The organism is Phenylobacterium sp., assembly GCF_031984885.1.
GTDB lineage: Bacteria > Pseudomonadota > Alphaproteobacteria > Caulobacterales > Caulobacteraceae > Phenylobacterium.
Genome location: NZ_DAMABV010000001.1, coordinates 328,209 through 353,289, shown reverse-complemented (window position 1 = coordinate 353,289; position 25,081 = coordinate 328,209). Strand labels below are relative to the sequence as shown.

The 25,081-nt window shown below is 69.4% G+C and carries 20 protein-coding genes; 9 read left to right on the top strand and 11 right to left on the bottom strand.

The window, feature by feature from the left end; translation table 11 throughout:
- Positions 1–3 precede the first annotated feature (3 nt).
- The 3 genes from RTL41_RS01740 to RTL41_RS01730 form a co-directional block, all read right to left on the bottom strand.
- A complete protein-coding gene (locus RTL41_RS01740) occupies positions 4–627 on the bottom strand; it encodes a TetR/AcrR family transcriptional regulator (RefSeq protein WP_312160706.1) in 624 nt (207 codons plus the stop codon).
- A 72-nt stretch (positions 628–699) separates the two neighbouring features.
- Positions 700–1,026 carry a hypothetical protein gene (locus RTL41_RS01735; RefSeq protein ID WP_312160705.1) on the bottom strand — a complete coding sequence of 109 codons (327 nt, stop codon included), beginning with the start codon at positions 1,024–1,026 and terminating at the stop codon, positions 700–702.
- Between the two features lie 239 nt (positions 1,027–1,265).
- Positions 1,266–3,203 (bottom strand): methyl-accepting chemotaxis protein, encoded by a 1,938-nt coding sequence (locus RTL41_RS01730; protein WP_312160702.1) that lies wholly within the window; start codon positions 3,201–3,203, stop codon positions 1,266–1,268.
- Positions 3,204–3,441: 238 nt separating this feature from the next.
- On the opposite strand from RTL41_RS01730, the gene RTL41_RS01725 reads away from it, so the two are divergent.
- Positions 3,442–3,750, top strand: coding sequence for a hypothetical protein (locus RTL41_RS01725; RefSeq protein ID WP_312160699.1), 309 nt, complete (start codon positions 3,442–3,444; stop codon positions 3,748–3,750).
- 72 nt (positions 3,751–3,822) lie between these two features.
- Here the strand turns inward: RTL41_RS01725 and RTL41_RS01720 are convergent, their stop codons facing one another.
- Together RTL41_RS01720 and RTL41_RS01715 are read right to left on the bottom strand one after the other, a co-directional pair.
- Positions 3,823–4,626, bottom strand: a complete 804-nt coding sequence (locus RTL41_RS01720; RefSeq protein ID WP_312160697.1) for a DUF72 domain-containing protein — start codon at positions 4,624–4,626, stop codon at positions 3,823–3,825.
- Between the two features lie 17 nt (positions 4,627–4,643).
- Positions 4,644–6,308: a M28 family metallopeptidase gene (locus RTL41_RS01715; protein ID WP_312160696.1), complete on the bottom strand. Its 1,665-nt coding sequence runs from the start codon at positions 6,306–6,308 to the stop codon at positions 4,644–4,646.
- 242 nt (positions 6,309–6,550) lie between these two features.
- Here RTL41_RS01715 and RTL41_RS01710 point away from each other — a divergent pair, with 242 nt between their 5' ends.
- The 4 genes from RTL41_RS01710 (at position 6,551) to RTL41_RS01695 (ending at position 13,263) form a co-directional block, all read left to right on the top strand.
- Positions 6,551–7,987 carry a TolC family protein gene (locus RTL41_RS01710; protein WP_312160694.1) on the top strand — a complete coding sequence of 479 codons (1,437 nt, stop codon included), beginning with the start codon at positions 6,551–6,553 and terminating at the stop codon, positions 7,985–7,987.
- 1 nt (position 7,988) lies between these two features.
- Positions 7,989–9,131, top strand: coding sequence for an efflux RND transporter periplasmic adaptor subunit (locus RTL41_RS01705; protein WP_312160692.1), 1,143 nt, complete (start codon positions 7,989–7,991; stop codon positions 9,129–9,131).
- The gene (locus tag RTL41_RS01700) at positions 9,131–12,265 is read left to right on the top strand and encodes an efflux RND transporter permease subunit (RefSeq protein ID WP_312160691.1); all 3,135 of its coding nucleotides are present in this window, start codon (positions 9,131–9,133) and stop codon (positions 12,263–12,265) included. The genes RTL41_RS01705 and RTL41_RS01700 overlap by 1 nt, the downstream gene beginning before the upstream one ends.
- Positions 12,266–12,330: 65 nt before the next feature.
- A complete protein-coding gene (locus tag RTL41_RS01695; protein WP_312160688.1) occupies positions 12,331–13,263 on the top strand; it encodes a hypothetical protein in 933 nt (310 codons plus the stop codon).
- Positions 13,264–13,304: 41 nt separating this feature from the next.
- Here RTL41_RS01695 and RTL41_RS01690 read toward each other — a convergent pair whose 3' ends face one another.
- Both RTL41_RS01690 and RTL41_RS01685 read right to left on the bottom strand, forming a co-directional pair.
- Positions 13,305–14,285: a threonine/serine dehydratase gene (locus RTL41_RS01690; protein WP_312160685.1), complete on the bottom strand. Its 981-nt coding sequence runs from the start codon at positions 14,283–14,285 to the stop codon at positions 13,305–13,307.
- Positions 14,282–14,701: a VOC family protein gene (locus tag RTL41_RS01685; RefSeq protein WP_312160683.1), complete on the bottom strand. Its 420-nt coding sequence runs from the start codon at positions 14,699–14,701 to the stop codon at positions 14,282–14,284. Before RTL41_RS01685 ends, RTL41_RS01690 begins: the two co-directional genes overlap by 4 nt.
- A 202-nt stretch (positions 14,702–14,903) precedes the next feature.
- Here RTL41_RS01685 and RTL41_RS01680 point away from each other — a divergent pair, with 202 nt between their 5' ends.
- Both RTL41_RS01680 and RTL41_RS01675 read left to right on the top strand, forming a co-directional pair.
- A complete protein-coding gene (locus RTL41_RS01680) occupies positions 14,904–16,190 on the top strand; it encodes an adenylosuccinate synthase (protein WP_312160681.1) in 1,287 nt (428 codons plus the stop codon).
- 79 nt (positions 16,191–16,269) lie between these two features.
- Positions 16,270–17,085, top strand: coding sequence for a response regulator (locus RTL41_RS01675; RefSeq protein WP_312160680.1), 816 nt, complete (start codon positions 16,270–16,272; stop codon positions 17,083–17,085).
- Between the two features lie 22 nt (positions 17,086–17,107).
- On the opposite strand, the gene RTL41_RS01670 is transcribed toward RTL41_RS01675, so the two are convergent.
- The 4 genes from RTL41_RS01670 to RTL41_RS01655 form a co-directional block, all read right to left on the bottom strand.
- Positions 17,108–19,423 (bottom strand): TonB-dependent receptor, encoded by a 2,316-nt coding sequence (locus RTL41_RS01670; protein WP_312160679.1) that lies wholly within the window; start codon positions 19,421–19,423, stop codon positions 17,108–17,110.
- 279 nt (positions 19,424–19,702) lie between these two features.
- Positions 19,703–20,590 (bottom strand): RNA polymerase sigma factor RpoH, encoded by an 888-nt coding sequence (gene rpoH / locus RTL41_RS01665; RefSeq protein WP_409418292.1) that lies wholly within the window; start codon positions 20,588–20,590, stop codon positions 19,703–19,705.
- Between the two features lie 217 nt (positions 20,591–20,807).
- Positions 20,808–21,767, bottom strand: coding sequence for an RluA family pseudouridine synthase (locus RTL41_RS01660; RefSeq protein WP_312161350.1), 960 nt, complete (start codon positions 21,765–21,767; stop codon positions 20,808–20,810).
- 59 nt (positions 21,768–21,826) lie between these two features.
- A complete protein-coding gene (locus RTL41_RS01655) occupies positions 21,827–22,738 on the bottom strand; it encodes a helix-turn-helix transcriptional regulator (RefSeq protein WP_312160674.1) in 912 nt (303 codons plus the stop codon).
- A gap of 209 nt (positions 22,739–22,947) precedes the next feature.
- Here RTL41_RS01655 and RTL41_RS01650 point away from each other — a divergent pair, with 209 nt between their 5' ends.
- Positions 22,948–23,121, top strand: coding sequence for a hypothetical protein (locus tag RTL41_RS01650; protein WP_312160672.1), 174 nt, complete (start codon positions 22,948–22,950; stop codon positions 23,119–23,121).
- 278 nt (positions 23,122–23,399) lie between these two features.
- On the top strand, positions 23,400–25,070 hold the full coding sequence (locus RTL41_RS01645; RefSeq protein WP_312160670.1) for an alkaline phosphatase D family protein: 1,671 nt from the start codon (positions 23,400–23,402) through the stop codon (positions 25,068–25,070).
- Positions 25,071–25,081: the final 11 nt, after the last annotated feature.

Below are 25,081 nucleotides of genomic sequence, written 5' to 3'. Positions count from 1 at the left end.
CGTTCAGCCCTCGGCCTGCTGCAGGCCCTTCAGTCCGCCCTGGATCATGGCCACGGCGAAGGCGGTGGCGCCCTTGGTGTCGATCGGGCGGCGGGCCAGCATCTTCTCGCCCACGTCGCGCGCGATGGCGATGCAGGCGGCGGCCAGGTAGTCCGGGTCGGCGACCGGCGCGCCGCCGCCGGCCATCTCCTCGACGATCGCCTCGCGGACCTCGTTGAAGACGGCGGTCATCTCCGGCGTTTCGCCGTGCACGTGCGGCTGGATCTCGCCGGCCGGACGCTGGCTCAGCCAGCTCTTGTGCGCGTCGGCCAGGAACAGGAAATAGGCCTCGATGGCGGCATGGACGAACTCTTCCCAGCCGGCCGACTGCGCGCGCTGCGCCTTCAGCAGCGGGGCGAACTGGCGGGCGCCCTCGCTGGCCAGGGCCAGGTACACCTCGTCCTTCGACTTGAAGTAGTTGTAGAAGGTCCCGGCCGCGAGGCCGGTGCCGCGGATGATGTCGCGCACCGTCGCGGTCTCGTAGCCCAGGTCCCCGAACACCTTGCGCGCGGCGTCCAGTATGGCCTGCCGATTGGCGACCTTGGTCAGTTCGCGCTTGCCGGGCGGTAGATAGGCGACTTCGGACATCTCAGGCCTGACTCGAAAAGGTGACGCCCGTCATATTATGACGAGGTCGAACCGGAAGCCAGACGCTCATGCTCAGGAACGGTCCGGACCCGTCGTAATCATCCGCCGGCGCGCGGACGCGGCGCAGCCGCTGCGGCACTGCATCCAGTTCGGCGCGCAATCCTCCGCCGCTTCGGTCGAGAGGCAGACGTAGTAGCTGCCGGCGCAGTCGAGGCGGCAGCGCTCGGCGTCGGCGCCGCCGGGGCCCGCCAGGGGCGCGAGAAGCCCGGGCAGGGGCGTCGCGGGCTGCTGCGGCTCTTGGGCCTGCTCGGGCTTCACGGGGCCGCGCAGGGGCGTCTGCTGGGCGTTCGCCGGCCAGGCGGCCAGGGCCAGGATCAGCAGGAGCGGAGCTAAGCGCATGCCCAGGGCTTGAGCCGTTCCGCCTTAAGGCCCGGTTAACCATAACGGCAGGCGCTCAGGCCGGGCTTGAACGTCAGGTGGTCGGCGCAGAACTGGGCCATGGCGTGTCCTCCCGGGGGCGGAGGAAGTGCGCCTGGCCTGACGCCGCGTCGGTCAAGCGGGCCGGGCGCGGGCGGCGCGCAACGAAAAAGGGGGCCGCCGGACGGCGACCCCCCTTCGTTCCTGGACGTCTTGTATTCTTAGAACTCTTCCCAGCTATCCTGGTCGGCGTGGGCGCTCGGCGCCAGGGCGGTGGCGCCCCGGGTGGCCAGGCGCTGCGCCGGCGGCGGCCGGTGCGGGGTCGGCGCGACCGTGCGGGTGGCGGCCTGGACGCCGCCGCCGGTGACGCGGAAGCGGGCGACCAGCCGGGCCAGTTCCTGGGCCTCGTCGGCCAGCACGCGGCTGGCGGCGGTGGACTGCTCGACCATGGCCGCGTTCTGCTGGGTCACCTGGTCCATCTGGTTGACGGCGGTGTTGACCTGGCCGAGGCCCAGCGCCTCCTCCTTGGCGGAGGCGGCGATCTCGCCGACGACGTTGGAGATCTCGCCCACCTGCCGGACGATGCGCTCCAGCGCCTTGCCGGTCTCGCCGACCAGGCTCACGCCCTGGCTGACTTGCTGGCTGGAGGCCGAGATCAGGGTCTTGATCTCCTTGGCCGCTTCGGCCGAACGCTGGGCCAGGGCCCGGACTTCCGAGGCGACGACCGCAAAGCCGCGGCCGGCTTCCCCGGCCCGCGCCGCTTCGACCCCAGCGTTCAGCGCCAGCAGGTTGGTCTGGAAGGCGATCTCGTCGATCACCCCGATGATCTGGCTGATCTGCTTGGCCGAGCTTTCGATCTGGCCCATCGCCTCGATGGCGCGGCCGACGACCACGCCGCCTTCTTCGGCGTCGGTCTTGGCGGCGGCGACGGCTTCACGGCCGTGGCTGGCGCCTTCCGAGGTCTTGTTGACCGTGGCGGTGATCTCGTCCAGCGCCGCGGCGGTTTCTTCCAGGGTCGCGGCCTGATGCTCGGTGCGGCGCGACAGGTCGTCGGCCGAGGTGCTGATCTCGCCCGCGCCCGACTGGATCGAGGCGGTGGCGCCGGCGATGGCGCTCATGGCTTCCTCCAGCTTGGCGGAGGCGGCGTTGAAGTCGTCGCGCAGCTTGCGATAGTCGCCGGGGAACTCGGTCTCCAGGCGGTAGGTCAGGTCGCCGGCGGCCAGGCTGTCGAGGCCGCGGGCCAGCGAGTTGACCACCATGGCCTGTTCCTCGGCGATGGCCGCGGCGGCTTCGGCGTTCTGGCGGCGGGTGACCTCGGCCGAGGCTTCGGTCTGCTCGTGCTCGATGCGCAGCTTCTCGAGGTGAAGCTGGTTGTCGCGGAAGACGGTCAGCGACGAGACGATGGCCCCCAGCTCGTCCTTGCGGCGGAGCTTGTCCAGGTCGATGGCGTTGTCGCCGCGGGCCAGGGCCTCGGTGGCGCCGGCGATCTGCTTGACGTCGCGCCGCAGCATCATGGTCAGCGCCCAGGCCAGGGCGCCGGCGATCAGCAGGGTCGCGACGGCGGCGACCATGGTCACCATCTGCGCGGTCTGCGAGCGGTCCTCGCTGGCCTTGGCGTTGGCGTCGGTCAGCTTGTTGTTGGCGGCGACGATGTTGTTCAGCATGCCGGCCATGCTCGCATACTCCTGCTCGAACGGAGCGGCGAAGCCGGCGGCGGTGCCGAAGTCGGTGCTGATCATGGCCGCGATCACGTCCAGCGCGTCCCGCGTGCCTTTCAGCGCCTTGACCAGGTCCTGGAAGGCCTTCTTCTGCGAGGCGGGCGCCGCGGCCTCGATGGCCTGCACTTCCTTGGTGATCGCGTCCACCTCGGCCAGCAGCTTCTGGCTCTCGCCCTCGATCTTGTCGGTCTCGATCGAGGCGGCCTGGTGGGTCAGCAGGAAGTAGAGCTGGCCGTGCACCGCGGTGATCCGTTCGGACACCTTCTGCAGGCGCAGGCTGTTGGGCAGGTCGGTATGGACGACCTGCTTGAGGTCGTTGGCCTGGCCACGTTGGATGATGACGGCGCCGCCGGCCGTCAGGGCCAGCATCACCAATGCGAAAGCTGGCGCGAAGCCGATCTTCGCGATCAGCGGCAAGTCGACGAGCCGAAAGCGCTTCACCAAAATTTCCCCCGACTAGGTAGTATCCTTAGGTTCACAATGCGGGGAGGTTGCTAACCAATCGTCACTGGAAGTCCGGATTTTCCTGACTTCGCGTGTGTAATATATAGAGAGACGCCGGAAATGTGATTGCGTCATTTACTGTACGTTAACCACATCTAATTCTCGGCCATCAGATTCTTTTAACCTGAATGCCTCATAGAGGGGATGCGTCCGTTATCTAGAAAGGAGTGGGGCCATGAAGAATCTCATCAAAATCGGCGGCGGTGTCGCCCTCTGCCTGGCGTTTGCCGGCGCGTCGGCTGCGGCTGATTTCCAGGAAAGCATGTCGAAGTGCCTGACCAAGCACGCCAACACCCGCGACGCCGCGGTGGTGATGCTCGAGTGCAACGCCGAGGCTGGCAAGCTGTCGGGCTGCAAGGTCCTGGAAGACAGCAAGGCTGGCAAGGGCTTCGACAAGGCCGCCCTGTGCGTGGCCGATGCTCTGCCGATGGGGTCGAAGACCGGCGTCGTGAAGGTGCCGATGCGCTTCCCCGGCGGCGCGTAAGCCCGCAACAAGAATTCGCATTCTTGCAGATCGCGCCCTCGGCCCATGGCCGGGGGCGTTTTGCATTTGCGACTACTTGCCCACCCGCTTGAGCAGTTCCTGCGCCGCCGCCGGGGCGCGGACCTTTCCCTCGTGGATCACATAGGCGAACACCTCGCGCGGACCTTCGGCGGGGCCGGTGCGGTCGAGCGGCTTGAAGTCGCCGGGGACCTGGCCCTTCGCGTAGTCGGCGAGGCGCTCGGCCCAGGCGTCGAGTTCTTCCGGCGGATAGGCGGTCTCGATCTCGTCGACGCCCTTCATCAGCCGCAGATAGACGAAGCTGGAGGTGATGTCGGCGATCAGCGGGTAGGTCTCATGCTCGGCCACGCAGACGGCCACGTCTTGGTCGCGGCACAGCTTCACGAAGGCCGGATCGGCGAAGCTGGGGTGGCGCACCTCCACCACATGCCGCAGGGCCAGGCCGTCCAGCTTCTTGGGCAGCAGTTCCAGGAAGGCGGCGAAGTCGTCGGGGTCGAACTTCTTGGTGGCCATGAACTGCCAGTTGATCGGCCCGAGCCGGTCGCCCAGCTCGACGATCCCCTGGTTCAGGAACTTGCCCACCGACTCGCCGGCTTCGGCCAGCACCCGCCGGTTGGTGCAGAACCGCGAGGCCTTCACCGAGAAGACGAAACCGTCCGGGGTGGAGGCCGCCCACTTGGCGAAGGTCTCGGGCTTCTGGCTGGAATAGTAGGTCGAGTTGATCTCCAGCGTGGTGAGATGGCGGCTGGCATAGGACAGCTCGTCCGCGTGCTTCAGGCCCTGCGGATAGAACACGCCCCGCCAGGGTTCGAAGATCCAGCCCCCGATCCCGGTTCGAATCTGACCTGCCTGCGCCATCTCGTTCCTCGCCCTTGCTACTTCCTCTGGTCCGCGGTGGCGTCCCGGGTCAGCTTGAATTCCGAGCCCGCCTTCCACTCCGGCCAGGTGGTCGAATTGGCCAGTTGGCGGCCCAGCTCGAACATCAGTTGGCCGTCCTGGGCGATGCCTTCAAGGTTCCAGCTATCGTCGAAGTGGTCGGCCGGCTGGTGATAGCGCTCGGCGGTGTAGGCCTTCGAATAGGCCGCGCCCGCGGCCTCGCCGCCCTCGATCAGGTCGCGGCCCGAGCCGAACGAGATCGCCGGCACGCCGCGCTTGGCGAACGGGAAGTGGTCCGAGCGGAAGAACGAGCCGGCTTCCGGGCGCGGGTCGGGGACGTAGTAGCGGCCATGGCTCTTGCCGACCGCCACCAGGGCGTCCTGCAGGGTCGAGGCCGCGTCGCCCGAGGTGGTGAAGTCCTTGGCCGGGCCGGCGGGCGACAGCGCGTCCATGTTGATGTTCGCGACCGTCTTGCCCAGCGGATAGAGCGGGTTGGCGGCGTAGTATTCCGAGCCCAGCAGGCCCTTCTCCTCGGCGGTGACCGCCAGGAACACCACTGAGCGGTCGGGCTGCGGGCCCTTGGCGAAGGCGCGGCCGATCTCGATCATGGTGGCGATGCCGTCGGCGTTGTCGACCGCGCCGTTGTAGATCGCATCGCCCTTGGCGTCGGGCAGGCCCACGCCCAGGTGATCCCAGTGGCCGGAATAGATGATGGTCTCGTCCGGCCGCTTGGCGCCCGCGATCATGCCGACCACGTTCTTGGAGACGATCTTCTGCACGTCGACCTCGTAGTCGGTGGAGAAGGTCGCGCCCTTCAGCTCGACCGGCCTGAAGTCGCGGGTCTGGGCCTGCTTCTTCAGGGCTTCGAAGTCGAGGCCCGAGGCCTTGAAGAGTTCGACCGTGCGGTCGCGCTGGATCCAGCCTTCCAGCAGGGCGTGCGCCTCGCTCGGCTTGTCGCGGATGATGTCGAACAGGGTGTTGGTGTTGGAGTTCTTCACCGTCGCCCAGCCGTATGACGCCGGGGCGGTCTCGTGGATCACCAGGAAGCCGATCGCGCCCTGGCGCGCGGCCTCCTCGAACTTGTAGGTCCAGCGGCCGTAATAGGTCATGGCCTTGCCGCCGAAGTCGCCGCCGTTCCTGCTGTCGGGGCCGGTCTCGAAGTCGGGGTCGTTGACCAGCACCAGGGCGACCTTGCCCTTCAGGTCGACGCCCTTGAAGTCGTCCCAGTCGCGCTCGGGCGCGGTGACGCCGTAGCCGACGAAGACGATCGGGGCGTCCTTGACGGTGACGCGGGCGTCGCCGGTCTGGGCGGCGCGCAGGGCCACCTCCTCGCCCTGGGTCCAGATGGCGCTCTTGCCGCCGGCGGTGACGCTGATCGCCACCGGGCCCTTGATCTCGAAGCGCGCCAGCGGCACGTCCTGGGTCCAGCGGCGCTGGCCGTCCACGAGATCTCCACCCGGCTTCAACCCGGCCGCCTCATACTGCTGGGTAATATAGGCGACCGTCTTCGTCTCCCCTTCGGTGGCCGGGCCGCGGCCTTCGAACGCATCGGAAGCCAGGACCTTCACATGTTCGGCGATCTTGTCGGGGGCGATGTCGGCCGCCAGCGCCGGGGCGGAGAAAACGGCCCAGACAGCGGCGCTGGCGAGGAGAAACTGTTTCATAGTTCACTCAAATGGGGGGTGGAATTGCGCGGAACCCTAGTGCGGGGCGCGGTCTTGCGCCAGCGTCGTGCGACCGCTTTGCGACAGTCGTCGTCTCCATTGCCGATCATGTCGTCTCAGCAATCGACCTGAAGCATGACCGCGGCTAAGAACGGAACGCCGGTATCAAGGTCTGCGCCGCGCCGCCCAAGTCCGCACGGCGCGGCAGGCGGCGTCGCAAACCGATAGTGATGAAAAGAGCGATGCGCCTAGTCTCCCCTGCGGTATCGATGGTCGGCCTGGCCTGCCTGACGCTTTCGGCCTGCGCCTCGACCCGCGACGTCGATACGCGCCTGCCCGCCGCCTACGAACTGCCGCCCGCCGTCGTCGTCGCCGACGCGCCGGGGCTCGACGCCTGGTGGACCGCCTTCGACGATCCGCAGCTCACCGCCCTGATCGAGCAGGCCCTGGCCGCCAGCCCCGATGCGCGCAGCGCCGCCGCCCGGCTGCGCGAGGCGCGCGCCACCCGCTCGGGCGCCCTGACCGGCTTCCTGCCCCAGGGCAATATCCGCGGTTCGACCTCCGAGACCGAAAGCAAGGTGATCGACGGGACCGCCGTCACCATCCCCGGCTTCTCCACCTCGGGCGACAGCGAGACCCAGAGCGCCAATTTCGACGTGAGCTGGGAGATCGACCTCTTCGGCCGCATCTTCGCGGCCCGCCGCGCCGCCAACGCCGAGATGGCGGCCGCCCGCCTCGACTACGAGGCCGCCCGCGCCAGCCTCGCCGCCGGGGTGGCGGACGGCTACTTCCTGGCCCGCGGCCTGGCGATCCAGCTCGAGGACGCGCGGGCGACCGAGCGGATCCAGGCCGAGCTCTATCGCATCACCACCATCCGGGCCGAGCGCGGCATCGGCTCGCCCGCCGACGCCGACCGCGTGGCCGGCGACCTTTCCCAGGCCCGCGCCCAGGTCGCCGGCCTGGAGGCCGACCTGCAGGCCCAGCGCCGCAATCTGCTGATCCTCACCGGCCGCGGGATCGATCCCATCGCCAGCCTGCCGATCGACGCCGAGGTCGGCGCCATCCCCGAGGTTCCCGCCGCCATTCCGGGCGAGCTGCTGGCCCGCCGGCCCGACGTGCGCCGCGCCGAGGCCATGCTCGTCTCGGCCCTGGGGCGCCTGGACTACGCCAAGCTGGCCTTCTTCCCGACCTTCAAGCTGACGCCCGGCGTCGGCCTGCAGAAGAGCGACCAGCCGGGCTATTCGGCGACGATCCAGAACTGGACCATCGGCGGCAATGTCGTCATCCCGGTGCTGGACGTCCCGCGGCTGCTCTCGGAGATGAAGGCCCAGGACGCCCGCGCCGAGCAGGCGGCCATCGCCTATGAGAAGGCGGTGCAGACCGCCTATGGCGAGGCCGAGAACTCCCTGGTCCAACTGGCCGCCGACCGTCGCCGGGTGGAGCTGCTCGACGCCGGCGAGACCCGGGCCGAGCGGGCCTATGAAGCCTCCCGCACGGGCTATGTCGCCGGCTTCACCGATCTGCAGACCATGCTCAACAACGAACAGGCGTGGCGCACCGTGCGCACCCTGGAGACCGTGGCCCAGGTGCAGGCCCTGCGCCGCGCCGTTCAATCCTACAAGGCCCTCGGCGGCGGTTGGCCGCTCGAGACCGCCCCGACCAACAAAGAGGCGCGCTGACGTGACGAGAACGACGACCATCCTGGCCATCGCGGTCGGCCTGGCCTCCGCCTTGACGCTCGCCGCCTGCGGGCCGAAGGAGCCGCCGAAGAAGGACCCGGCCGCCAACGCCCGCGCCGTCCGCGTCGTGCGGATCGAGAACCGCGCCATCACCGGCGCCCTGACGGCGTCGGGCTCGCTGATCCCGCGCGAGGAGGCGGCGGTGAATCCCGAGGTGACCGGCTATCGCGTGTCCCGTGTGCTGGTCGAGGAGGGCGCCTATGTGAAGGCCGGCCAGACCCTGGCCCAGCTCGACGGCGTGCTGATCAACGCCCAGCTCGAACAGCAGAAGGCCCTGGCCGCCCAGGCCGACGCCCAGGCCCAGCAGGCCGAGGCCGAGGCCGCGCGCGTCGCCGGGCTCGACGGCCAGGGCGTGCTTAGCCAGGAGGCCATCGACCAGCGCCGCTACCAGGCCAAGGCCGCCCGCGCCACCGCCAACGCCCAGGCCGCAGCCTATCGCGACGTCCAGACCCGGTCGACCAAGCTGGCGGTCACCGCCCCGGTCTCGGGCCTGGTCCTGGAACGCACCGTGCGGCCCGGCGACCTGGCCAGCGGCGGGGCCACGCCCTGGTTCCGCATCGCCCGCGACGGCCAGATCGAGCTCTCCGCCGACCTCTCCGAGGACGACCTGGCGCGCATCCGCGTCGGCCAGTCGGCCGCCGTCACCCTGCCGGCCGGCGGCACGGCGGTCGGCAAGGTCCGGATCGTCTCGCCGCAGATCAACCCCCAGACCAAGCTCGGCACGGTGCGCGTCCTGCTGCCGGTGCGCAGCGACATCCGGGCCGGCGGCTTCGGCCGCGCGGTGTTCGGCGACGCCAGCGGCCAGGGCCTGACCGTGCCCGAGACCGCGATCCGCTACGACGCCGACGGCGCCAGCGTCATGACCGTCGGCGCCGACAACCGGGTCAAGCGGGTGAACGTCCAGACCGGCGCGCGTGGCGAGGGCCTCGTCACCCTGGTCAAGGGGCCGCCCGCCGGGACCCGGGTGATCCAGAACGCCGCGGCCTTCCTGCTCGACGGCGACATGGTCAAGCCGGTCGAGGGCGCGGCGCCGGCCGCGCCCGCCCAGCCCGCGGCCAGGCCCCAAGCGGCGGATAAGCGCTGATGACCCAGTCTCACACCGGCGGCGGCAGCGGCGGCGGGATGCAGATCTCCGCCTGGGCCATCAAGAACCCTGTCCCGGTGGCGGTGCTGTTCATCGCGCTGCTGCTGGCCGGGCTCGTGGCCTATTCCGGCCTGTTCGTAAAGATGTACCCGAACGTGCAGTTCCCGGCGGTCTCGGTGACCGTCACCCAGAACGGCGCGGCCCCCGGGGAAATGGAGACCCAGATCACGCGGCCGGTCGAGGACGCGCTGGCCGGGATCCCCAACGTCAAGAACATCTACTCGACGGTCATGCAGGGGGTTTCGACCACCACCATCGAGTTCGAGATCGGCGAGGACCTGCAGAAGAAGACCGACGAGGTGCGCTCGCGGATCGACCAGACCCGCGCCATCCTCCCGCGCGAGATCGACGAGCCGACCATCACCCGGGTCGAGATCGACAGCCAGCCGATCCTGACCTACGCGGTCGCCGCGCCGGCCATGTCGGACGCCGAGCTGTCCTGGTTCATCGACGACACCGTCTCGCGCGCCCTCCAGTCGCAGAAGGGGGTGGCCCAGGTCGCCCGGGTCGGCGGGGTCAGCCGCGAAATCAACGTCATCGTCGACCCCGACAAGCTGAACGCCCGCGGCCTGACCGCGGCCCAGGTCAACAACGCCCTGCGTGCGGCCGACCTCGATTCGCCGGGCGGCCGGGTGCAGGTCGGCGGCCGCGAGCAGACCCTGCGGGTGCTCGGCTCGGTCAACACCCTCAAGGCGCTGCGCGAATTCACGATCCCCACGGGCACGGGCGGCTTCGTCAAGCTGACCGACATCGCCGACGTCGGCGACGGCGCCTCCGAAGTGCGCGGCTTCGCCCGCCTCAACGGCCAGCCGGTCGTCGGCTTCCTGGTGATGAAGACCCGCGATTCCAGCGACGTCGCGGTCGAAGACAACGTCATGGCCGCCCTGGAGAAGGCCGAGGGCCAGTACAAGGGCGTCACCTTCACCAAGATCTTCTCCAGCGTCGAGGAGACCCGCGCCAACTTCCGCGCCACCCAGCACGTGCTGCTGGAGGGGATGATCCTGGCGGCCCTGGTGGTGTTCCTGTTCCTGCGCGACTGGCGCTCGACCGCGATCACCGCCTTCGCCATGCCGGTTTCGCTGATCCCGACCTTCTTCTTCATGCAGTTGTTCGGCTTCTCGCTGAACGTCGTGACCCTGCTGGCCCTGACCCTGGTCATCGGCATCCTGGTCGACGACGCCATCGTCGAGATCGAGAACATCGAAAAGCGGGTGGCCGAGGGCATGCGGCCGTTCCAGGCCGCCATGGAGGGCGCCGACGCCATCGGCCTGGCGGTGGTGGCCACCACCTTCGCCATCGTCGTGGTGTTCACCCCGGTCTCGTTCATGGCCGGCATGGCGGGCCAGTTCTTCCGCGAGTTCGGCCTCACCGTCTCGGTGGCGGTGCTGTTCTCGCTGGTCGTCGCGCGCCTGCTCACCCCGCTGATGGCCGCCTACCTGCTCAAGCCCGCGGCCCACCCGGCCCCGCGCAAGCCGTTCGAGGGCTTCTACCGCAACGCCCTGGAGTGGGCGCTCGATCACCGCATCTTGGCCTCGGTCCTCGGCGGGGTGATGTTCGTCGGCTCGCTGGGCCTGGCCACCCTGCTGCCGCAGGGCTTCCAGCCGGCCGGCGACCCCGACTATCTCTATGTCGACATCCAGGGTCCCCCCGGCGCCACCGTCGAGGACATGGAAGACACCGCGCGGCGGCTGAACCAGCTTTTCACCAGCCGCCCGGAGGTCACCGGCACCTTCGTCCAGATCGGGTCGACGGTGATCACCGGCGGGCCCGGCGGCGGCGGGGGCAGCAGCGACCTGCGCTCGGGCACCATGACCATCCTGCTCTCGCCCGACCGCAAGGTGAGCGGCGACCAGATGCGCCGCGAGATGCGCGAGGAACTGCTGGCCGTCCCCGACGCCCGCGTGACCTTCCTCGACTTCCAGGGCCAGGCCGGCCTCTCGAAGGTGCTGCAGAGCGACGACCCGGCCAGGCTGCAGGCCGCGGCGCTGGAGCTGGAACGCCAGATGCGCGGCCTCAACCAGGTCGCCAACCCGCGTCCCTCCACCCCGCCCGTCGGGCCTGAAGTGGTGATCCGTCCGCGGCCGGCCGAAGCCGCGCGCCTCGGCGTCTCGGCCGACACCATCGCCCAGGTGGCGCGCGTCGCCACGGTCGGCGACATCGACGCCAACGTCGCCAAGCTCACCGACGGCGAGCGGCGCCTGCCGATCCGCATCCGGCTGCCGGCCGACGCGCGCGCCGACATCCAGCGGATCAAGGCGCTGCGCATCCCCACCGCCTCGGGCGCCGTCACCACCCTGGACGCGGTGGCCGACGTCGAGTTCCAGGCCGGCCCGGCGAAGATCGAGCGCCTCAACCGCAAGCGCCAGCTCACCATCCAGGCCGAACTCAACGGCGTGGAGATGGGCGAGGCCAACAAGGCGGTCGACAACCTGCCGATCATGAAGAAGCTGCCGGAGGGCGTGACCCCCGCCCAGACCGGCGAGCTGGAGGCCATGCAGGAGCTGTTCGCCTCGTTCGGGCTCGCCGTCTTCGCCGGCGTCTCGATGATCTATGGCGTGCTGGTGCTGCTGTTCCGCTCGTTCTTCAAGCCGATCGTCATCCTCTCGGCCCTGCCGCTCGCGGTCGGCGGCGCCTTCCTCGGCCTGCTGATCTTCAACCTCTCGCTGTCCATCCCCTCGCTCATCGGCTTCCTGATGCTGCTGGGCCTGGCGGCCAAGAACTCGATCCTGCTGGTCGAGTACGCCATCGAGCGCGAGCGCGAGGGCATGGAGCAGCGGCAGGCGCTGATCGAGGCCTGCCGCGAGCGTGCGCGCCCGATCGTCATGACCACGGTCGCCATGGCCGCGGGCATGCTGCCCACCGCCTTCGCCCTGGAGAAGGGCGCGGAGTTCCGCCAGCCGATGGCGGTCGCGGTGATCGGCGGCCTGATCACCTCGACCCTGCTCTCGCTGGTGCTGGTGCCGGTGGTCTACGAGTTCGTGGACGACTTCGAGAACTGGCTGCGTCCCAAGCTCGCCAGGCTGATCACCCCGCGCGAGGCGCCTGGCCAGCCCGTCCCGGAGGACAAGCTCTAAGCGTCGCTGTTGCGGCGCGCCGCGAGCAGGCTATGCTTTGCATCTCTTAGTTGCGGGGTGCGGGCATGGCGACGTTTTCCACGGGGCAGGCGTTCGCGTCGGGCTTCAAGATCATCGCCCGCAATCCGTTGGCGATCCTGGTCTGGGCCCTGATCTCTCTCGTCGTCGCCTTCGCGCCGCAGGCGCTGATGGCGGCGGCGATCTGGCCGCAGCTCCAGGCGATGACGGCTCAGCAAGGCGCCGACGCGGCCCAGTCGGATGCGGCGCTGGAGCAGATGCTGGCGTTCAGCAGCCGCTTCAGCGCCTTCCAGCTAATCCAGTTCGCCGGCAGCCTGGCCGCCTCGACCCTCCTGACCGGCGCGATCTTCCGCGCCGTGCTCGAGCCCGGCGACAAGGCCTGGTTCTACCTGCGGGCCAGCCGGCAGGAGCTCTGGCTGGGCGTCTGCATCGTGACGATGTGGGTCGTCGGCTTCATGCTGATCTTCGTTGCGATGATCCCGATCTTCATCGTGACGGCGATTCTCGCCGGGGCCTCCGCCGCCACGGGCGCCGAGCCCGGGGTCGGCGCGGCGCTCGCCATGCTGGCCATGCTGCTGCTGACCACGGCCGCGGCGATCTGGCTGTTCCTGAGATTCAGCCTGGGCCTGCCGATGTCCTTTGCGGACAGCTATTTCCGCCTGTTCGACTCCTGGCGCCTGACGGCCGGTCAGGCCGGGAAAATGGCGCTGGTCGGCATCGCGCTGAGCGTGATCGTCTTCATCCTCCAGATGGTGCTGCTCGCCGTCGTCCTCTTCGCCGGCTACGGCCTCATGGGGTGGGAGGGGGCCCCTGACTTCAGCACGCTGACCCTGGCCCGGGCGGCGCCGGCGATCGCGATCGGCGCGGCTGTCTTCGCCCTCTTCAGCGTCGTCGTCACCGTGCTCTTCAGCGCACCCCTGGCCGATATCCATCGCCAGCTCGCGCCCACGGCGGACGAGCCCGGCGCCCCAGGAATCTGACTGCGGCGGTCATGCCGATGCGGAGGTCGTGCGGCCTCGCCTCAGACCTCCCCCCGCAGCACCCTCGCGAACAGTTCGGGATCGACGTTGCCGCCGGACAGCACCAGCCCGGTCGTGTCCGCGCCGAACGACTTCACCTTGCCCGCCAGCAGGGCGGCCAGGCCGACGCAGCCGCCCGGCTCGACCACCAGCTTCAGCACCGAGAACGCATAGCGCATCGCCTGCGCCACCTCCGCATCGGCGACCACGGCGACGTCGGCGACGGTCTTCTGCAGCACAGGAAAGGTCAGCAGGCCGGGCGCCGGGCTTTCCAGGGCGTCGCACAGCGAGCGCGCCGCCGGTCTGGTCACGATCCGCTCGCCCTTCTGCAGCGAGCGAAGGGTGTCGTCGAACCCGGCCGGCTCGACCCCGACGATCGCCGTGTTCGGCGACAGCGCCTTCACCGCCGTCGAGACCCCGGCCATCAGGCCGCCGCCGCCGATCGGGGCGACGACGGTGTCGAAGGCGACGCCGCGGGCCTGCGCCTGACGGACCAGCTCCAGCCCGACCGTGCCCTGGCCGGCGATCACGTCGAGGTCGTCGAAGGCCGGCACCGTCACCGCGCCCCGCTCGGCCGCGATCGCCGCGGCGATCTCCTCGCGGCTCTCGGTCAGCCGGTCGTAGAGCTTGATCTGCGCGCCGTAGCCGCGCGTCGCCTCGACCTTCACCGCCGGCGCGTCGGCGGGCATGACGATGATCGCAGGCATGCCCAGCAGCCTGGCCGCCAGCGCCACGCCCTGGGCGTGATTGCCCGAGGAGAACGCCACCACCCCGCGCCGCGCCTCGTCCGCCGACAGTTGCGAGAGCCGGTTGTAGGCCCCGCGGAACTTGAACGCCCCGACCCGCTGCAGCGTCTCGGGCTTGATCAGCACCCGGCGGCCCAGGCGCTCGTTCAGGGCCGGGCTCTCGATCAGCGGCGTCTCGACCGCATGTCCGGCCAGCCGCCCGGCGGCGGCCTCGATGTCGGCCAGGCTCACGCTCACGTCGCGAACACCATCGAGTCGTCGGCGAAGGCCTTGAACTCCAGCGCGTTGCCGGACGGATCGAGGAAGAACATCGTCGCCTGCTCGCCGGGCTGGCCCTCGAAGCGGATCTGCGGCTCGATCACGAACCTGATCCCGGCGTCCTCCAGCCGGCCGGCCAGCGTGTGCCATTCGGGCAGGGTCAGGATCGCGCCGAAATGGCGGACCGGCACGTCCTCGCCGTCGACGCTGCTGGTGTGGCGATGGCCGCATTCGTCCGGCGACAGGTGCGCGACGATCTGGTGGCCGTAGAAGTCGAAATCGATCCAGTCGGGGCTGGAGCGGCCCTCGGGACAGCCCAGCAGGCCGCCGTAGAAGGCGCGCGCCTCGGCCAGGTCGCGGACGGGAAAGGCGAGGTGAAAGCGCGGTCGGGTCATGGGCCCCTTCATAGCCTGCGTCGCCGCGTCAGGCGACCTGGGGCTTGACGTGCGCGCTCCCCGCTGGTTTACCCCGCCCGAACGGAGAGCCGCCGCCTGAAGGCCCGCGCCTCCGCTTCCTACAATCGATCCAGTCCACCCGCCGAGAGCCTGTCGAAGGGCGTGGTCGGACCCGCTCGGCAGGCCGGGAGATCGTATCCAAATGGCCAATGTGACCGTGATCGGCGCTCAATGGGGCGACGAGGGCAAGGGCAAGCTTGTCGACTGGCTGTCGAACCGCGCCGACGTCGTGGTGCGCTTCCAGGGCGGCCACAACGCCGGGCACACCCTGGTGGTCGGCGACCAGGTCTACAAGCTCAGCCTGCTGCCCTCGGGCGTGGTCCAGGGCAAGCTGTCGGTGATCGGCAACGGCGTCGTCGTCGATCCCTGGCACCTGCTGGAAGAGATCGCCAAGCTGGGCGGCCAGGGCGTGGCCATCACCCCCGACCTGCTGGTCCTGGCCGACAACGCCTGCCTGATCCTGCCCCTGCACCGCGACCTCGACCAGGCGCGCGAGGCGGCCGCCGCCAACAAGATCGGCACCACCGGCCGCGGCATCGGCCCGGCCTATGAGGACAAGGTCGGCCGCCGCGCCATCCGCGTCGGCGACCTGGCCGACCGCGACGCCCTGGAAGCCAAGATCGACCGGCTGCTGGCCCACCACACCCCGCTGCGTCGCGGCCTGGGCCTGCCGGAATACGACGGCGCCCAACTGCTGGCGGCGCTGGAGGAGATCGCCCCGAAGATCCTGCCGTTCTCGCGCCCGGCCTGGCGTCTGCTCGACGCCGAGGTGAAGTCGGGCAAGCGCGTGCTGTTCGAGGGCGCGCAAGGCGCCCTGCTCGACGTCGACCATGGCACCTATCCCTATGTGACCTCGTCCAACACCGTGGCCGGCCAGGCCGCGGCCGGCTCGGGCCTGGGGCCCAAGGGGCCGGGCTACGTGCTGGGCATCGTCAAGGCCTACACCACCCGCGTCGGCGAGGGCCCGTTCCCGACCGAGCTCAGCGACGAGATCGGCCAGCACCTGGGCACGGTGGGCAAGGAGTTCGGCGTCGTCACCGGCCGTCCGCGCCGCTGCGGCTGGTTCGACGCGGTGCTGGTGCGCCAGTCGGTGGCGCTGAACGGCATCGACGGCGTCGCGCTCACCAAGCTCGACGTCCTCGACGGCCTGCCGAAGCTGAAGATCTGCGTGGGCTACCGCCTGAACGGCGAGGTGTTCGACTATCTCCCCGCCGGCCTGAAGGCGCAGTCGGCCCTGGAGCCGGTCTATGAGGAGATGGACGGCTGGAGCGAAAGCACCGTCGGCGCCACCTCCTGGAAGGATCTCCCGGCCAATGCGGTGAAGTATGTCCGCCGCGTCGAGGAGCTGATCGGGGCGCCCGCCGCCATGGTTTCGACCAGTCCGCAGCGCGACGACACCATCATGGTCCGCGACCCGTTCCAGGACTGATCGGCGACGGGCGGCGTAAGGCGTTCTTAAGGACGCTCAGGCACTCTGCGGCTACCATCCAGGAGTCCGAGCGCCGCCCGTGTTCACCGAGAACCTGAAACAGATTCAGCGGATGGCGCCGCTCATGCAGCGGGTGTTGATCGTCGACCCGGCCCCGGCCAGCGCGCGGCTGCTCGCCGACCTGATGCGCAACATCGCCAATGTGCAGCTCTGGCACGCGCCGACCACCCGCAAGGGGCTGGAGGCGGCCCGCCAGGTCAATCCGCAGCTCATCTTCGTCGAGCTGTCGGGGACCGATGTCGACGGCGTCCATTTCTCCCGCCAGCTCCGCCGTTCGGACGCCGCCTGCCGCATGGCGCCGATCATCATGGTCACGGCCACGGCTACGGCCGGCGCGATCCTGGCCGCGCGCGACGCCGGCGTGCACGAGTTCCTGCGCAAGCCCTACACGACCAAGGACCTGCTGCGCCGCCTGGAGGCGGTGACCCTGCATCCGCGCGACTGGATCGAGGCCGTGGAATATGTCGGCCCCGACCGCCGCCGCTTCAATTCCGGCGACTACAGCGGGCCGCTGAAGCGCCGCTCCGACGTCGGCGCCACGCCCGAGGCGCAGCGCATCACCCAGGCGCTGAAGATCGTCCGCTCGGCCATCCCGGCCATCGCCACCGATCCCAACCAGGCGATGCGCGCCCTGCTGGCCCAGATGGTCGAACTGCAGCGCGCCGCGGGCGTGACCAGGAACGCCAAGCTGGCGGCGGCGACCGCCGAGTTCCAGAAGCATCTGGCGATCGCCGCGCAGTCGGGCGTGCTGGTCCCCGAGGACATCGCCCGGCACGCCGCGGGCCTGCTGGCCTTCCTGCCCAAGGACGATCCGGGCAAGGAGCGGGCGGCCTAGCGGCCGCCCGCGCCCCGGTCGGTCAGAACTCGGCCGACAGGGTCAGTTGCACCGAGCGCGGCGGGCCGGGCCGGAACGAGGCCAGCCCCGTCGTCGTGGGGTTGATGGTGCCCAGATAGTCCTCGTCGAAGATGTTATCGACATTGAGCCGGAACTTCAGGCGGCTCAGCGGCCCCGTGCCCAGTTCGCCGACGTCCAGATAGGCGTTCCAGACCGTGTAGCCGTCCACCGACTCCGTGTTGATGAAGTTGGTGTAGCGCGACGAGATGTGCCGGGCCGAGATGTTGAACAGCGCCCAGTCGGTGGGTTCGAAGGTCACCCCGCCCTGGATCACCCACTCGGGGAAGTCGGGCACGATCTTGCCGGCGATCGCCACCGGGGTCGGGACCCCGTTCACGATCGTCGTGTAGTCGTCCTTAAACTCCGCATGGTTATAGGACAGGTTGGTGTTGAAGTAGATCTTGCCGCCCAGGGCGTCGGGCTTCCACTGGCCCGAGAACTCCGCGCCATAGGCGTCCACCCCGCCGACGTTCTGGAAGAAGGTCTCCGTCGTCGTCGAGCCGGGCACCACCGAGGCGAACGACTGCAGCCGGTTGGCGAAGCTGGTCTGGTAGGCCACCAGCGAGGCGTTGAAGGTCGGCCGGTTGGTGCGGATCCCCAGCTCCCAGTTCTTCGCGGTCTCCGGTTCGGGCGGCGGCACGGTCGGGCTGGCGGCCGAGAAGACGTCGTCCGCCCCGCGCGGCAGGGCCATGTTCTCGGAGTACGAGGCGAAGATCTGCTCGCGGCCGGTCAGGTCGTAGACCGCGCCCACCTGCGGCAGGAAGCTGTCCTCCCACTTGGCGCCCAGGGTCGGCCGCCGCTGGGCGATGTAGTCGCCGGGATTGCGATAGCCGCTGATCTCGTAGTCGATCCACAGTCCCTTGAAGCCGACGTCCAGCTTCAGCCGGTCGTCCAGCAGCCCGATCACGTCCTTCAGGAAGAACTGCGTGCTCTCGCGCGTGGAGACGAAGTTGCGCTGCAGGTGGACCGGCTCGTTCAGCAGCGGCTGGCCGTCGGGATTGCCGCCCTCGTGGTTATAGCGGGCCTGGGTGCGGTGGTAGTCGTCCTGCTCGTACCAGAGGCCGGCCTGGATGTTGTGGTTGGCGACCCGCCAGGTCGCCTTGGTGCTGATCCCCTTGCGCTCGCCGTTGATGGTCGAGAGCCCGTACTGCAGGCCCCTGGGCGCGACGAGGCCCGGAATGATCAGCCGCTCGGCGTTGTGGCTGGCCAGCGAGGTCGCATAGGCCTCGGGCGAGACGCCGTAGCCCTGCTTGTCCTCGTAATAGGCGGTGGCCGTGAGGTCGATGTTCTCGCCGACCGGGGTCTTGGCGGTCAGCGCCCACAGGTAGTCGGTCCGCGAGTTGACGGCCTGCTTGTAGTACTGGTTGTAGGCGGCGTTCGAATAGGTGATCCCCGGCGTGCTGACCGGCAGCACCGGCACGTAGTCCAGATAGGGGAAGAAGCGCCCGCGGCGGCCGAACTGGTCCGGCGGCCCCTCGTACTGCGCCTTGGTGATGGCCGGCGAGTCGTAGTCGAAATAGTCGTTGTAGACCCCCTGGAAGGTCACCTCCGCGCCGCCGTCGAAGCGGTAGCGGATCTTGCCCTCGACGTGCTCGCGGTTGATGTCGCCGGCCCCGCGCCACAGGTCCGACTGGATGTCCGAGCGGGCGATATAGGCCGACCAGCCCGCGTGCTCGCCGGTGTCGATGCGCAGGAAGTTGCGGAACAGGGCGTCGGAGCCGGCGGTCAGGCTGACCGAACCGCCGAACGTCTCCTCGGGCGGGGTGGTGAAGTAGTCGACGATCGTCCCCAGCGAGGCGTAGCTCGGCAGGCTGACGTCGCCGGCGCCGGACGAGGCCTGCACCCGCAGCAGGTTCTCGTTGTCGACATAGCGGTAGATCGGCGAGCCGCCGAACTGGTCGGAACGCCCCATCGGCACGTCGTCCAGCAGGAAGCCGATCTGGGTGAACGAGAAGGCCCGCACGCTGACCGAGTTGCCGAACTCGTACATGCCCAGCGGGTCGTTGGCCTGGACGTTGAAGCCCGGCAGGCTCTCCAGCATCTTCAGCCCGGTGATCCCCGCCGGCGCCGAGAGCAGGGCGTCACGGGTGATCGAGACCGTGGCGGTCGGCTGGTCCGTCCCGATCGCCACCGCGGCTTCCGAGACCCGCCGGCCGGTGACCACGACCTCGTCGACCTGCTGGGCCAGGGCGCCTGACGCGGGAGCCGTCAGGGCGCTGGCCAGCAACAGGCCGCGCAGAGTAGTTCCAAGTGTTCTGGTGTTCATTCCTATCCCCATAGAAGCGACGCGCAATGCTGCGACGCTGCGGGGATAGTCATGGTCAAGTTTTTCGGGGGTTAGTCAGTATCTCTCGGAAATGCGCCAGAATTGCTCAAGCCGTGTCGCGCAATTATTCACCTCGAATTTTTGACGCTTTCAGCATATTTGGGCCTGCCGCTTCTGGCGGCAGATTTTCTAGGCTCCTGTCCACGCGCGGCGCAGCCGGCGGCGGGGATAAGAAAAAGGCGCCGCAATCTTGCGACTGCGGCGCCTCCAACTTGAGCTCGGAGCCTGGCGTCAGGCTTCGATCAGATTCTTGTCGCGCGCCGCGGCGGTCACCGACTTCTGCAGCTTCTCGAAGGCCCGGACCTCGATCTGGCGGACGCGTTCGCGGCTGACGCCGTATTCCGCGGCCAGTTCTTCCAGCGTGGTCGGGCTGTCCTTCAGGCGCCGCTCGGTCAGGATGTGACGCTCGCGGTCCGACAGCTCGGTCATCGCCGCTTCCATCAGGGTCATGCGCTGGGTGCGCTCCTGGTTTTCGGCGACATAGGTTTCCTGGCTGACCGAGGTCTCGTCCTCCAGCCAGTCCTGCCATTCGCTCTCGCCGTCGGCGCGCAGGGGCGCGTTCAGCGAGGCGTCCGGACCGGACAGCCGGCGGTTCATCGAGATCACTTCCTCGTTCAGCACGCCCAGCTTGGTGGCGATCTGGCTGACCTGGTCCGGGTGCAGGTCCCCGTCCTGGAAGGCGCTGATCTGGCTCTTGGCCTTGCGCAGGTTGAAGAACAGCTTCTTCTGCGCGGCGGTGGTGCCCATCTTCACCAGGCTCCAGGACCGCAGGATGTACTCCTGGATCGAGGCGCGGATCCACCACATGGCGTAGGTCGCCAGGCGGAAGCCCTTGTCCGGCTCGAACTTCTTCACCGCCTGCATCAGGCCGACATTGCCTTCGGAGATCACTTCCCCGATCGGCAGGCCATAGCCGCGATAGCCCATGGCGATCTTGGCCACCAGCCGCAGGTGGCTGGTCACCAGCCGGTGGGCGGCCTCGGAGTCCTCGTGCTCACGCCAGGCCTTGGCGAGCATGAACTCCTCGTCCTTGGCCAGCATGGGGAATTTGCGAATTTCGGTCAGGTACCGGCTCAGTCCGCCTTCCGGCGACATCACGGCGAGCGCGTTTGCGGCCATGGACATATCCCCTTTCTTACTCGGCGGACTTTCGGATCGCTGCGCGTCGCACGCGCGAAACCGTCCGCCCCCTCCAACCACTCAGATAGGTATTGGTTGCGGTGGGCGTAAGGGCCTGGCTTGGGAGAAACCGGCGGCCCGGAAGTCCGACTGCTCTACTCAGGTATTAGTACAGGCCGATCGGGGCGCCTTCAAGGCGGAAGGGGCACAAGCTTTCTTACAAAGCTGACAGATTAGCTTGCAGTTGCGCCATGTCGGCGGGCAGGGGGCTTTCGAACCTCAAGGCCTCGCCTGTCACGGGATGGACGAACCCCAGCACCGCGGCGTGCAGGGCTTGCCGCTTAAGGCCCGCCTGCGCGATCGCCTCGCGCACCGGCCCGGCCGGCGGGCCTGAGCCGTAGACCGGATCGCCCAGGCAGGGGCTGCCCTTGGACGCCATGTGCACCCGGATCTGGTGCGTGCGCCCGGTCTCCAGGGTGCAGGCGACGCGGGCCGCCAGGGCTTTGCGCTCGCCCCCGAAGGTGCGCTCGGTGCGATAGTGCGTGATCGCCTCGCGGCCGCCGGTCTTCAGCACCGCGATCTTCTTGCGGTCGTGGGTCGAACGGCCCAGCCGCGTCTCGATGGTCCCGCGCTCCGGGCTCGGCGCGCCGCGGACCAGGGCGATGTAGACCCGCTCGATATCGTGCGTCGCGAACAGCTTCGAAAGCCCCTGGTGGGCGGCGTCCGACTTGGCCGCCACCAGCACGCCGGAGGTCTCCTTGTCGATCCGGTGCACGATCCCCGGCCGCGCCACCCCGCCGATCCCCGACAGGCTGGCGCCGCAGTGGTGCAGCAGGGCGTTGACCAGGGTGCCGGTCTCGCTGCCCGGCGCCGGGTGCACGGCCATGCCCGGCGGCTTCTCGACCACGATCAGGTGCTCGTCCTCGAAGAGGATCGACAGCGCGATGTCCTCGGGCTGCGGATCGGCCGGCGCCGGCGGCGGGATCAGCAGTTGGTATTCGCCCGGCCTGGCCTTGGCCGAGGCGTCGGCCAGCGGCGCGCCGTCTCGGCTGACCAGGCCCTGGGCCAGCAGCGCCTGGATGCGGCCGCGCGACAGGTCGGGCAGGTGTTCGGCCAGGGTCTTGTCCAGCCGCCCGCCGGCCGCCTCCGGCGCGATCGTCACCCGGCGCGCGAGCATCCCCGCCTCGGCCGAAGGCTCGTCGGCCGCGAGGTCGTCGTCCTCGATTTCGGTTTGGCTCACCCTTGCAGGTGTCCGCCGGAGGAAAGCCCCTTCGACAGGCTGGTGGCCCAGGTCGAGAGCAGGAACAGCTCGCCCGTCCCCGCCGCGGCGGCGGCCGGCCCGATGTCGCGGATCAGGTGTTTGCGCATGGCTTCGGGAGCGGTTTCCTCGGTGGCGGCGGTGTCGAGCTTCAGCAGCTCGGCGCAATGTTCGTCGTCGGTTTCGTGGTCGCCGGTCAAGTCCCCGACCCGCTCCAGCACCACCGGATAGGCCGAGGGCGTGCGCGCGGCGTTCAGCGCCGCGGCCAGGATCAGCCCGTCCAGTTGCACCGCCTTGTGCAGCGAGACGCCGTTGAAGACCAGGAACACCGGGGTCTGGCCGACCGTGTCGAACAGGATGGCGAACACCTGCCCCTCGACCGGCATCAGCCAGCCGTCGAACAGCAGCCCCGAGCCGCCCATCTTGAAGCGCAGCAGGCCGTCCGCGCCGCGCCGGATCATGCCGTAGTCATGGAAGATCTCGCCGGGCATGGCGATCGACGGCCGGGTGCTGCGCCAGAAGCCCTCATAGGTGGCCCCGCGCCGTTCGGTGACCATCCGCACCATGTCCAGGCCCGGCAGCGGCAGCCCCTCGACGGTCGCGCCGTCGGCCTTGTCGGGGCCGCGGGGCGCCGCCGGTTCGACGCCGAACACCTGGGCCAGCCCTTCGAGGTCGCGGTCCCAGTCCAGCATGGTGAAGCCGGCGCGCCGCCGGGCCACCAGCCGGGTCAGGTTCTCCAGGTTGTGCGCCGAAGGGGTCACCGCGCCGGAGGCCCAGCGCCCCACCAGCGACTTGTCGACGCCGAGGTCCGCGGCCAGGCGCCCCCGGCTCATCGAGAGCGCCTTCAGGACCAGATCCAGCTTCTCGGAGAAGGGCGTGGCGAAGTGCATGGGATCTCGATGATTCCATAGCCCCCTCAGAATGCAACCCTGCATGCAACGGTTGCGCTTTGGAATGCAACGGTTGCACGCCCCGCTGCAACCGTTGCGCAGGCCGTCGCAGGCCGCTGCAACTGCTCATGGAACGGCGTTCTCCGTAAACACGCCGGCAACCACGAGAACGGCGGCCTCGAGATCGCCGGCGGAGGAATGCAACGCCCATGAAGTACCTGACGCTCGGCTTTTCGCTCGCCTCGTTCATCGCCGCGGGCGTGATCGCCCTGACCACCACGGCGCGCGCCGGGCCGCCTCCGGCGCCGATGGTCTTCGTGCCCGAACTCACGAGTAGTCAGGGCCAGCCCGGTCTCCCCGCCGCGGCGCCGGCCCTGCGGTGATCCGACGGTCCCCACCATCACTGGATCACCAGGACCGGAGGCGGCGGCCCAGGCTGCTGCGGCGGCCGCCGCCTCCGTGTCGAACCGCTCATCCCGGCGAGGGCCGGGGCCGCACGGAGGGTCTGGGGGCTCTCCCCGCCGCAGCCGCTCGGAACGCGCGGCGTTCGCCAGGCCCCGGCCTTCACCCGGATGAGCGGGCCTCTGGCCTGGACATCTGCCCGTCATCCTTCTCCTCTACACTCGAAGCTCAACTGTAGAGTGCGAGGGGGAACTTCGAAATGCGGATCGATAGACGCCGGGCCTTGGCCCTGCTTGGCCTGGGCGCCGCCGCCAGTCCCGCCGCAGCCCAGGGCGCGGCCCGCTACACCGGCGCGGTGGCGTTCGAGCACGGCGTCGCCTCGGGCGACCCGCTGGCCGACCGGGTCATCCTCTGGACCCGCATCACCCCGTCCGATCCGAACGCCGGCGACATCGCCTATAGCTGGAAGCTCAACCCGGTCGACCGCCGCGCCGGCGGCGCCAGGTCGGGCCGGGGGGTCACCGGGCCTGGCCGCGACTGGACGGTCAAGGTCGACGCCGCGGGCCTCGACGCCGGCCGCGCCTACAGCTTCGAGTTCACCGCCAACGGCGTCACCTCGCCTGTGGGCCGCACCGCCACCCTGCCGGCCGGGCCCACCCAGGACGCGGTCCTGGCGGTCGCCTCGTGCTCGCTCTATCCGAACGGCTACTTCAACGCCTACGGCGCCATCGCCCAGTTGCCGCGCGTCGACGCGGTCCTGCACCTGGGCGACTACATCTACGAGTACGGCGGCCCCGACACCTACGGCATGAACTCGGCCGTGGCCGGCGAGCGGCCGCACGATCCGAACCACGAGATCGTCTCCCTCGACGACTATCGCCGCCGCCACGCCCAGTACAAATCCGACCCCCAGCTCCAGGCCGCCCACGCCCGCGCGCCCTGGATCGTCGTCTGGGACGACCACGAGACCGCCAACGACAGCTTCATGTCCGGCGCCCAGAACCACCAGCCCGACACCGAGGGCGACTGGAACGAGCGCAAGGCGCGGGCCATCAAGGCCTATTACGAGTGGATGCCGATCCGCGAGCCGGCCAACGGCGGGGCGGCCATCAACCGGGCCTTCCAGTTCGGCGACCTGCTCAGCCTGTTCATGCTGGAGACCAGGCTCACCGCCCGCGACCAGCAGCTCAGCTACGACCGCGACCTGCCCGCCCCCGGCGGCGAGGCCGAACTGGCCGCCTTCAGGACCAAGCTCAACGACCCGTCGCGCAAGATGATGGGCGCCGAGCAGGAAGCCTGGCTGGCCGCCGGCCTCAAGGACTCGGTCCAGGCCGGCCGCGTCTGGCAGGTGCTGGGCAACGAGGTGGTCATGGCCCGCCTGCCGATCCCCAGCCTCAAGGCGCAGCTCGGCGAGGCCCGGCTCGCCGAGGTGATGGCGAGCGAGGGCGAGGCCTCCCGGAAGCGGCTGGTCCGCATGGAGCAGCTCGCCCAGCTCGGCCTGCCCTATGGCCTGGACATGTGGGACGGCTATCCCGCCGACCGCGAGCGGGTCTACGACGCCATCAAGGCCGCCGGCGCCCATGCCATCGTCCTGGCCGGCGACAGCCACGCCTTCTGGGCCAACGAGCTCTATGACGACGCCGGCGATCGCGTCGCCGCCGAGTTCGGCACGACCGGGATCACCAGCCCCGGCGCCAACGACTCGATCAAGGGCTTCTCGGTCGGCGAGCTGTTCGCCGCCAACAAGGAGGTGGTCTTCTCCGACCAGGCGGCCAAGGGCTTCGTGCTGCTGACCCTGACCCGCCAGGAGGCCAGGGCCGAACTGATGACCGTCTCGACCATCGTGTCGAAGACGTTCGAGACCAAGGTCCTCAAGACCTTCAAGGTCACGCCCGAGGCGCGCGGGGTGTCGGCGCTGTCGGAGGTCTAGCGGCGCCTTCG

What these genes read in the sequence shown, in the direction of transcription:
- RTL41_RS01740 (WP_312160706.1), bottom strand. Translation starts at nt 627, where the DNA reads ATGTCCGAAGTCGCCTATCTACCGCCCGGCAAGCGCGAACTGACCAAG.
- RTL41_RS01735 (WP_312160705.1), bottom strand. Translation starts at nt 1,026, where the DNA reads ATGCGCTTAGCTCCGCTCCTGCTGATCCTGGCCCTGGCCGCCTGGCCG.
- RTL41_RS01725 (WP_312160699.1), top strand. Translation starts at nt 3,442, where the DNA reads ATGAAGAATCTCATCAAAATCGGCGGCGGTGTCGCCCTCTGCCTGGCG.
- RTL41_RS01720 (WP_312160697.1), bottom strand. Translation starts at nt 4,626, where the DNA reads ATGGCGCAGGCAGGTCAGATTCGAACCGGGATCGGGGGCTGGATCTTC.
- RTL41_RS01715 (WP_312160696.1), bottom strand. Translation starts at nt 6,308, where the DNA reads ATGAAACAGTTTCTCCTCGCCAGCGCCGCTGTCTGGGCCGTTTTCTCC.
- RTL41_RS01710 (WP_312160694.1), top strand. Translation starts at nt 6,551, where the DNA reads ATGCGCCTAGTCTCCCCTGCGGTATCGATGGTCGGCCTGGCCTGCCTG.
- RTL41_RS01700 (WP_312160691.1), top strand. Translation starts at nt 9,131, where the DNA reads ATGACCCAGTCTCACACCGGCGGCGGCAGCGGCGGCGGGATGCAGATC.
- RTL41_RS01695 (WP_312160688.1), top strand. Translation starts at nt 12,331, where the DNA reads ATGGCGACGTTTTCCACGGGGCAGGCGTTCGCGTCGGGCTTCAAGATC.
- RTL41_RS01685 (WP_312160683.1), bottom strand. Translation starts at nt 14,701, where the DNA reads ATGACCCGACCGCGCTTTCACCTCGCCTTTCCCGTCCGCGACCTGGCC.
- RTL41_RS01680 (WP_312160681.1), top strand. Translation starts at nt 14,904, where the DNA reads ATGGCCAATGTGACCGTGATCGGCGCTCAATGGGGCGACGAGGGCAAG.
- RTL41_RS01670 (WP_312160679.1), bottom strand. Translation starts at nt 19,423, where the DNA reads ATGGGGATAGGAATGAACACCAGAACACTTGGAACTACTCTGCGCGGC.
- rpoH (WP_409418292.1), bottom strand. Translation starts at nt 20,590, where the DNA reads ATGGCCGCAAACGCGCTCGCCGTGATGTCGCCGGAAGGCGGACTGAGC.
- RTL41_RS01660 (WP_312161350.1), bottom strand. Translation starts at nt 21,767, where the DNA reads ATGCTCGCGCGCCGGGTGACGATCGCGCCGGAGGCGGCCGGCGGGCGG.
- RTL41_RS01655 (WP_312160674.1), bottom strand. Translation starts at nt 22,738, where the DNA reads ATGCACTTCGCCACGCCCTTCTCCGAGAAGCTGGATCTGGTCCTGAAG.
- RTL41_RS01650 (WP_312160672.1), top strand. Translation starts at nt 22,948, where the DNA reads ATGAAGTACCTGACGCTCGGCTTTTCGCTCGCCTCGTTCATCGCCGCG.
- RTL41_RS01645 (WP_312160670.1), top strand. Translation starts at nt 23,400, where the DNA reads ATGCGGATCGATAGACGCCGGGCCTTGGCCCTGCTTGGCCTGGGCGCC.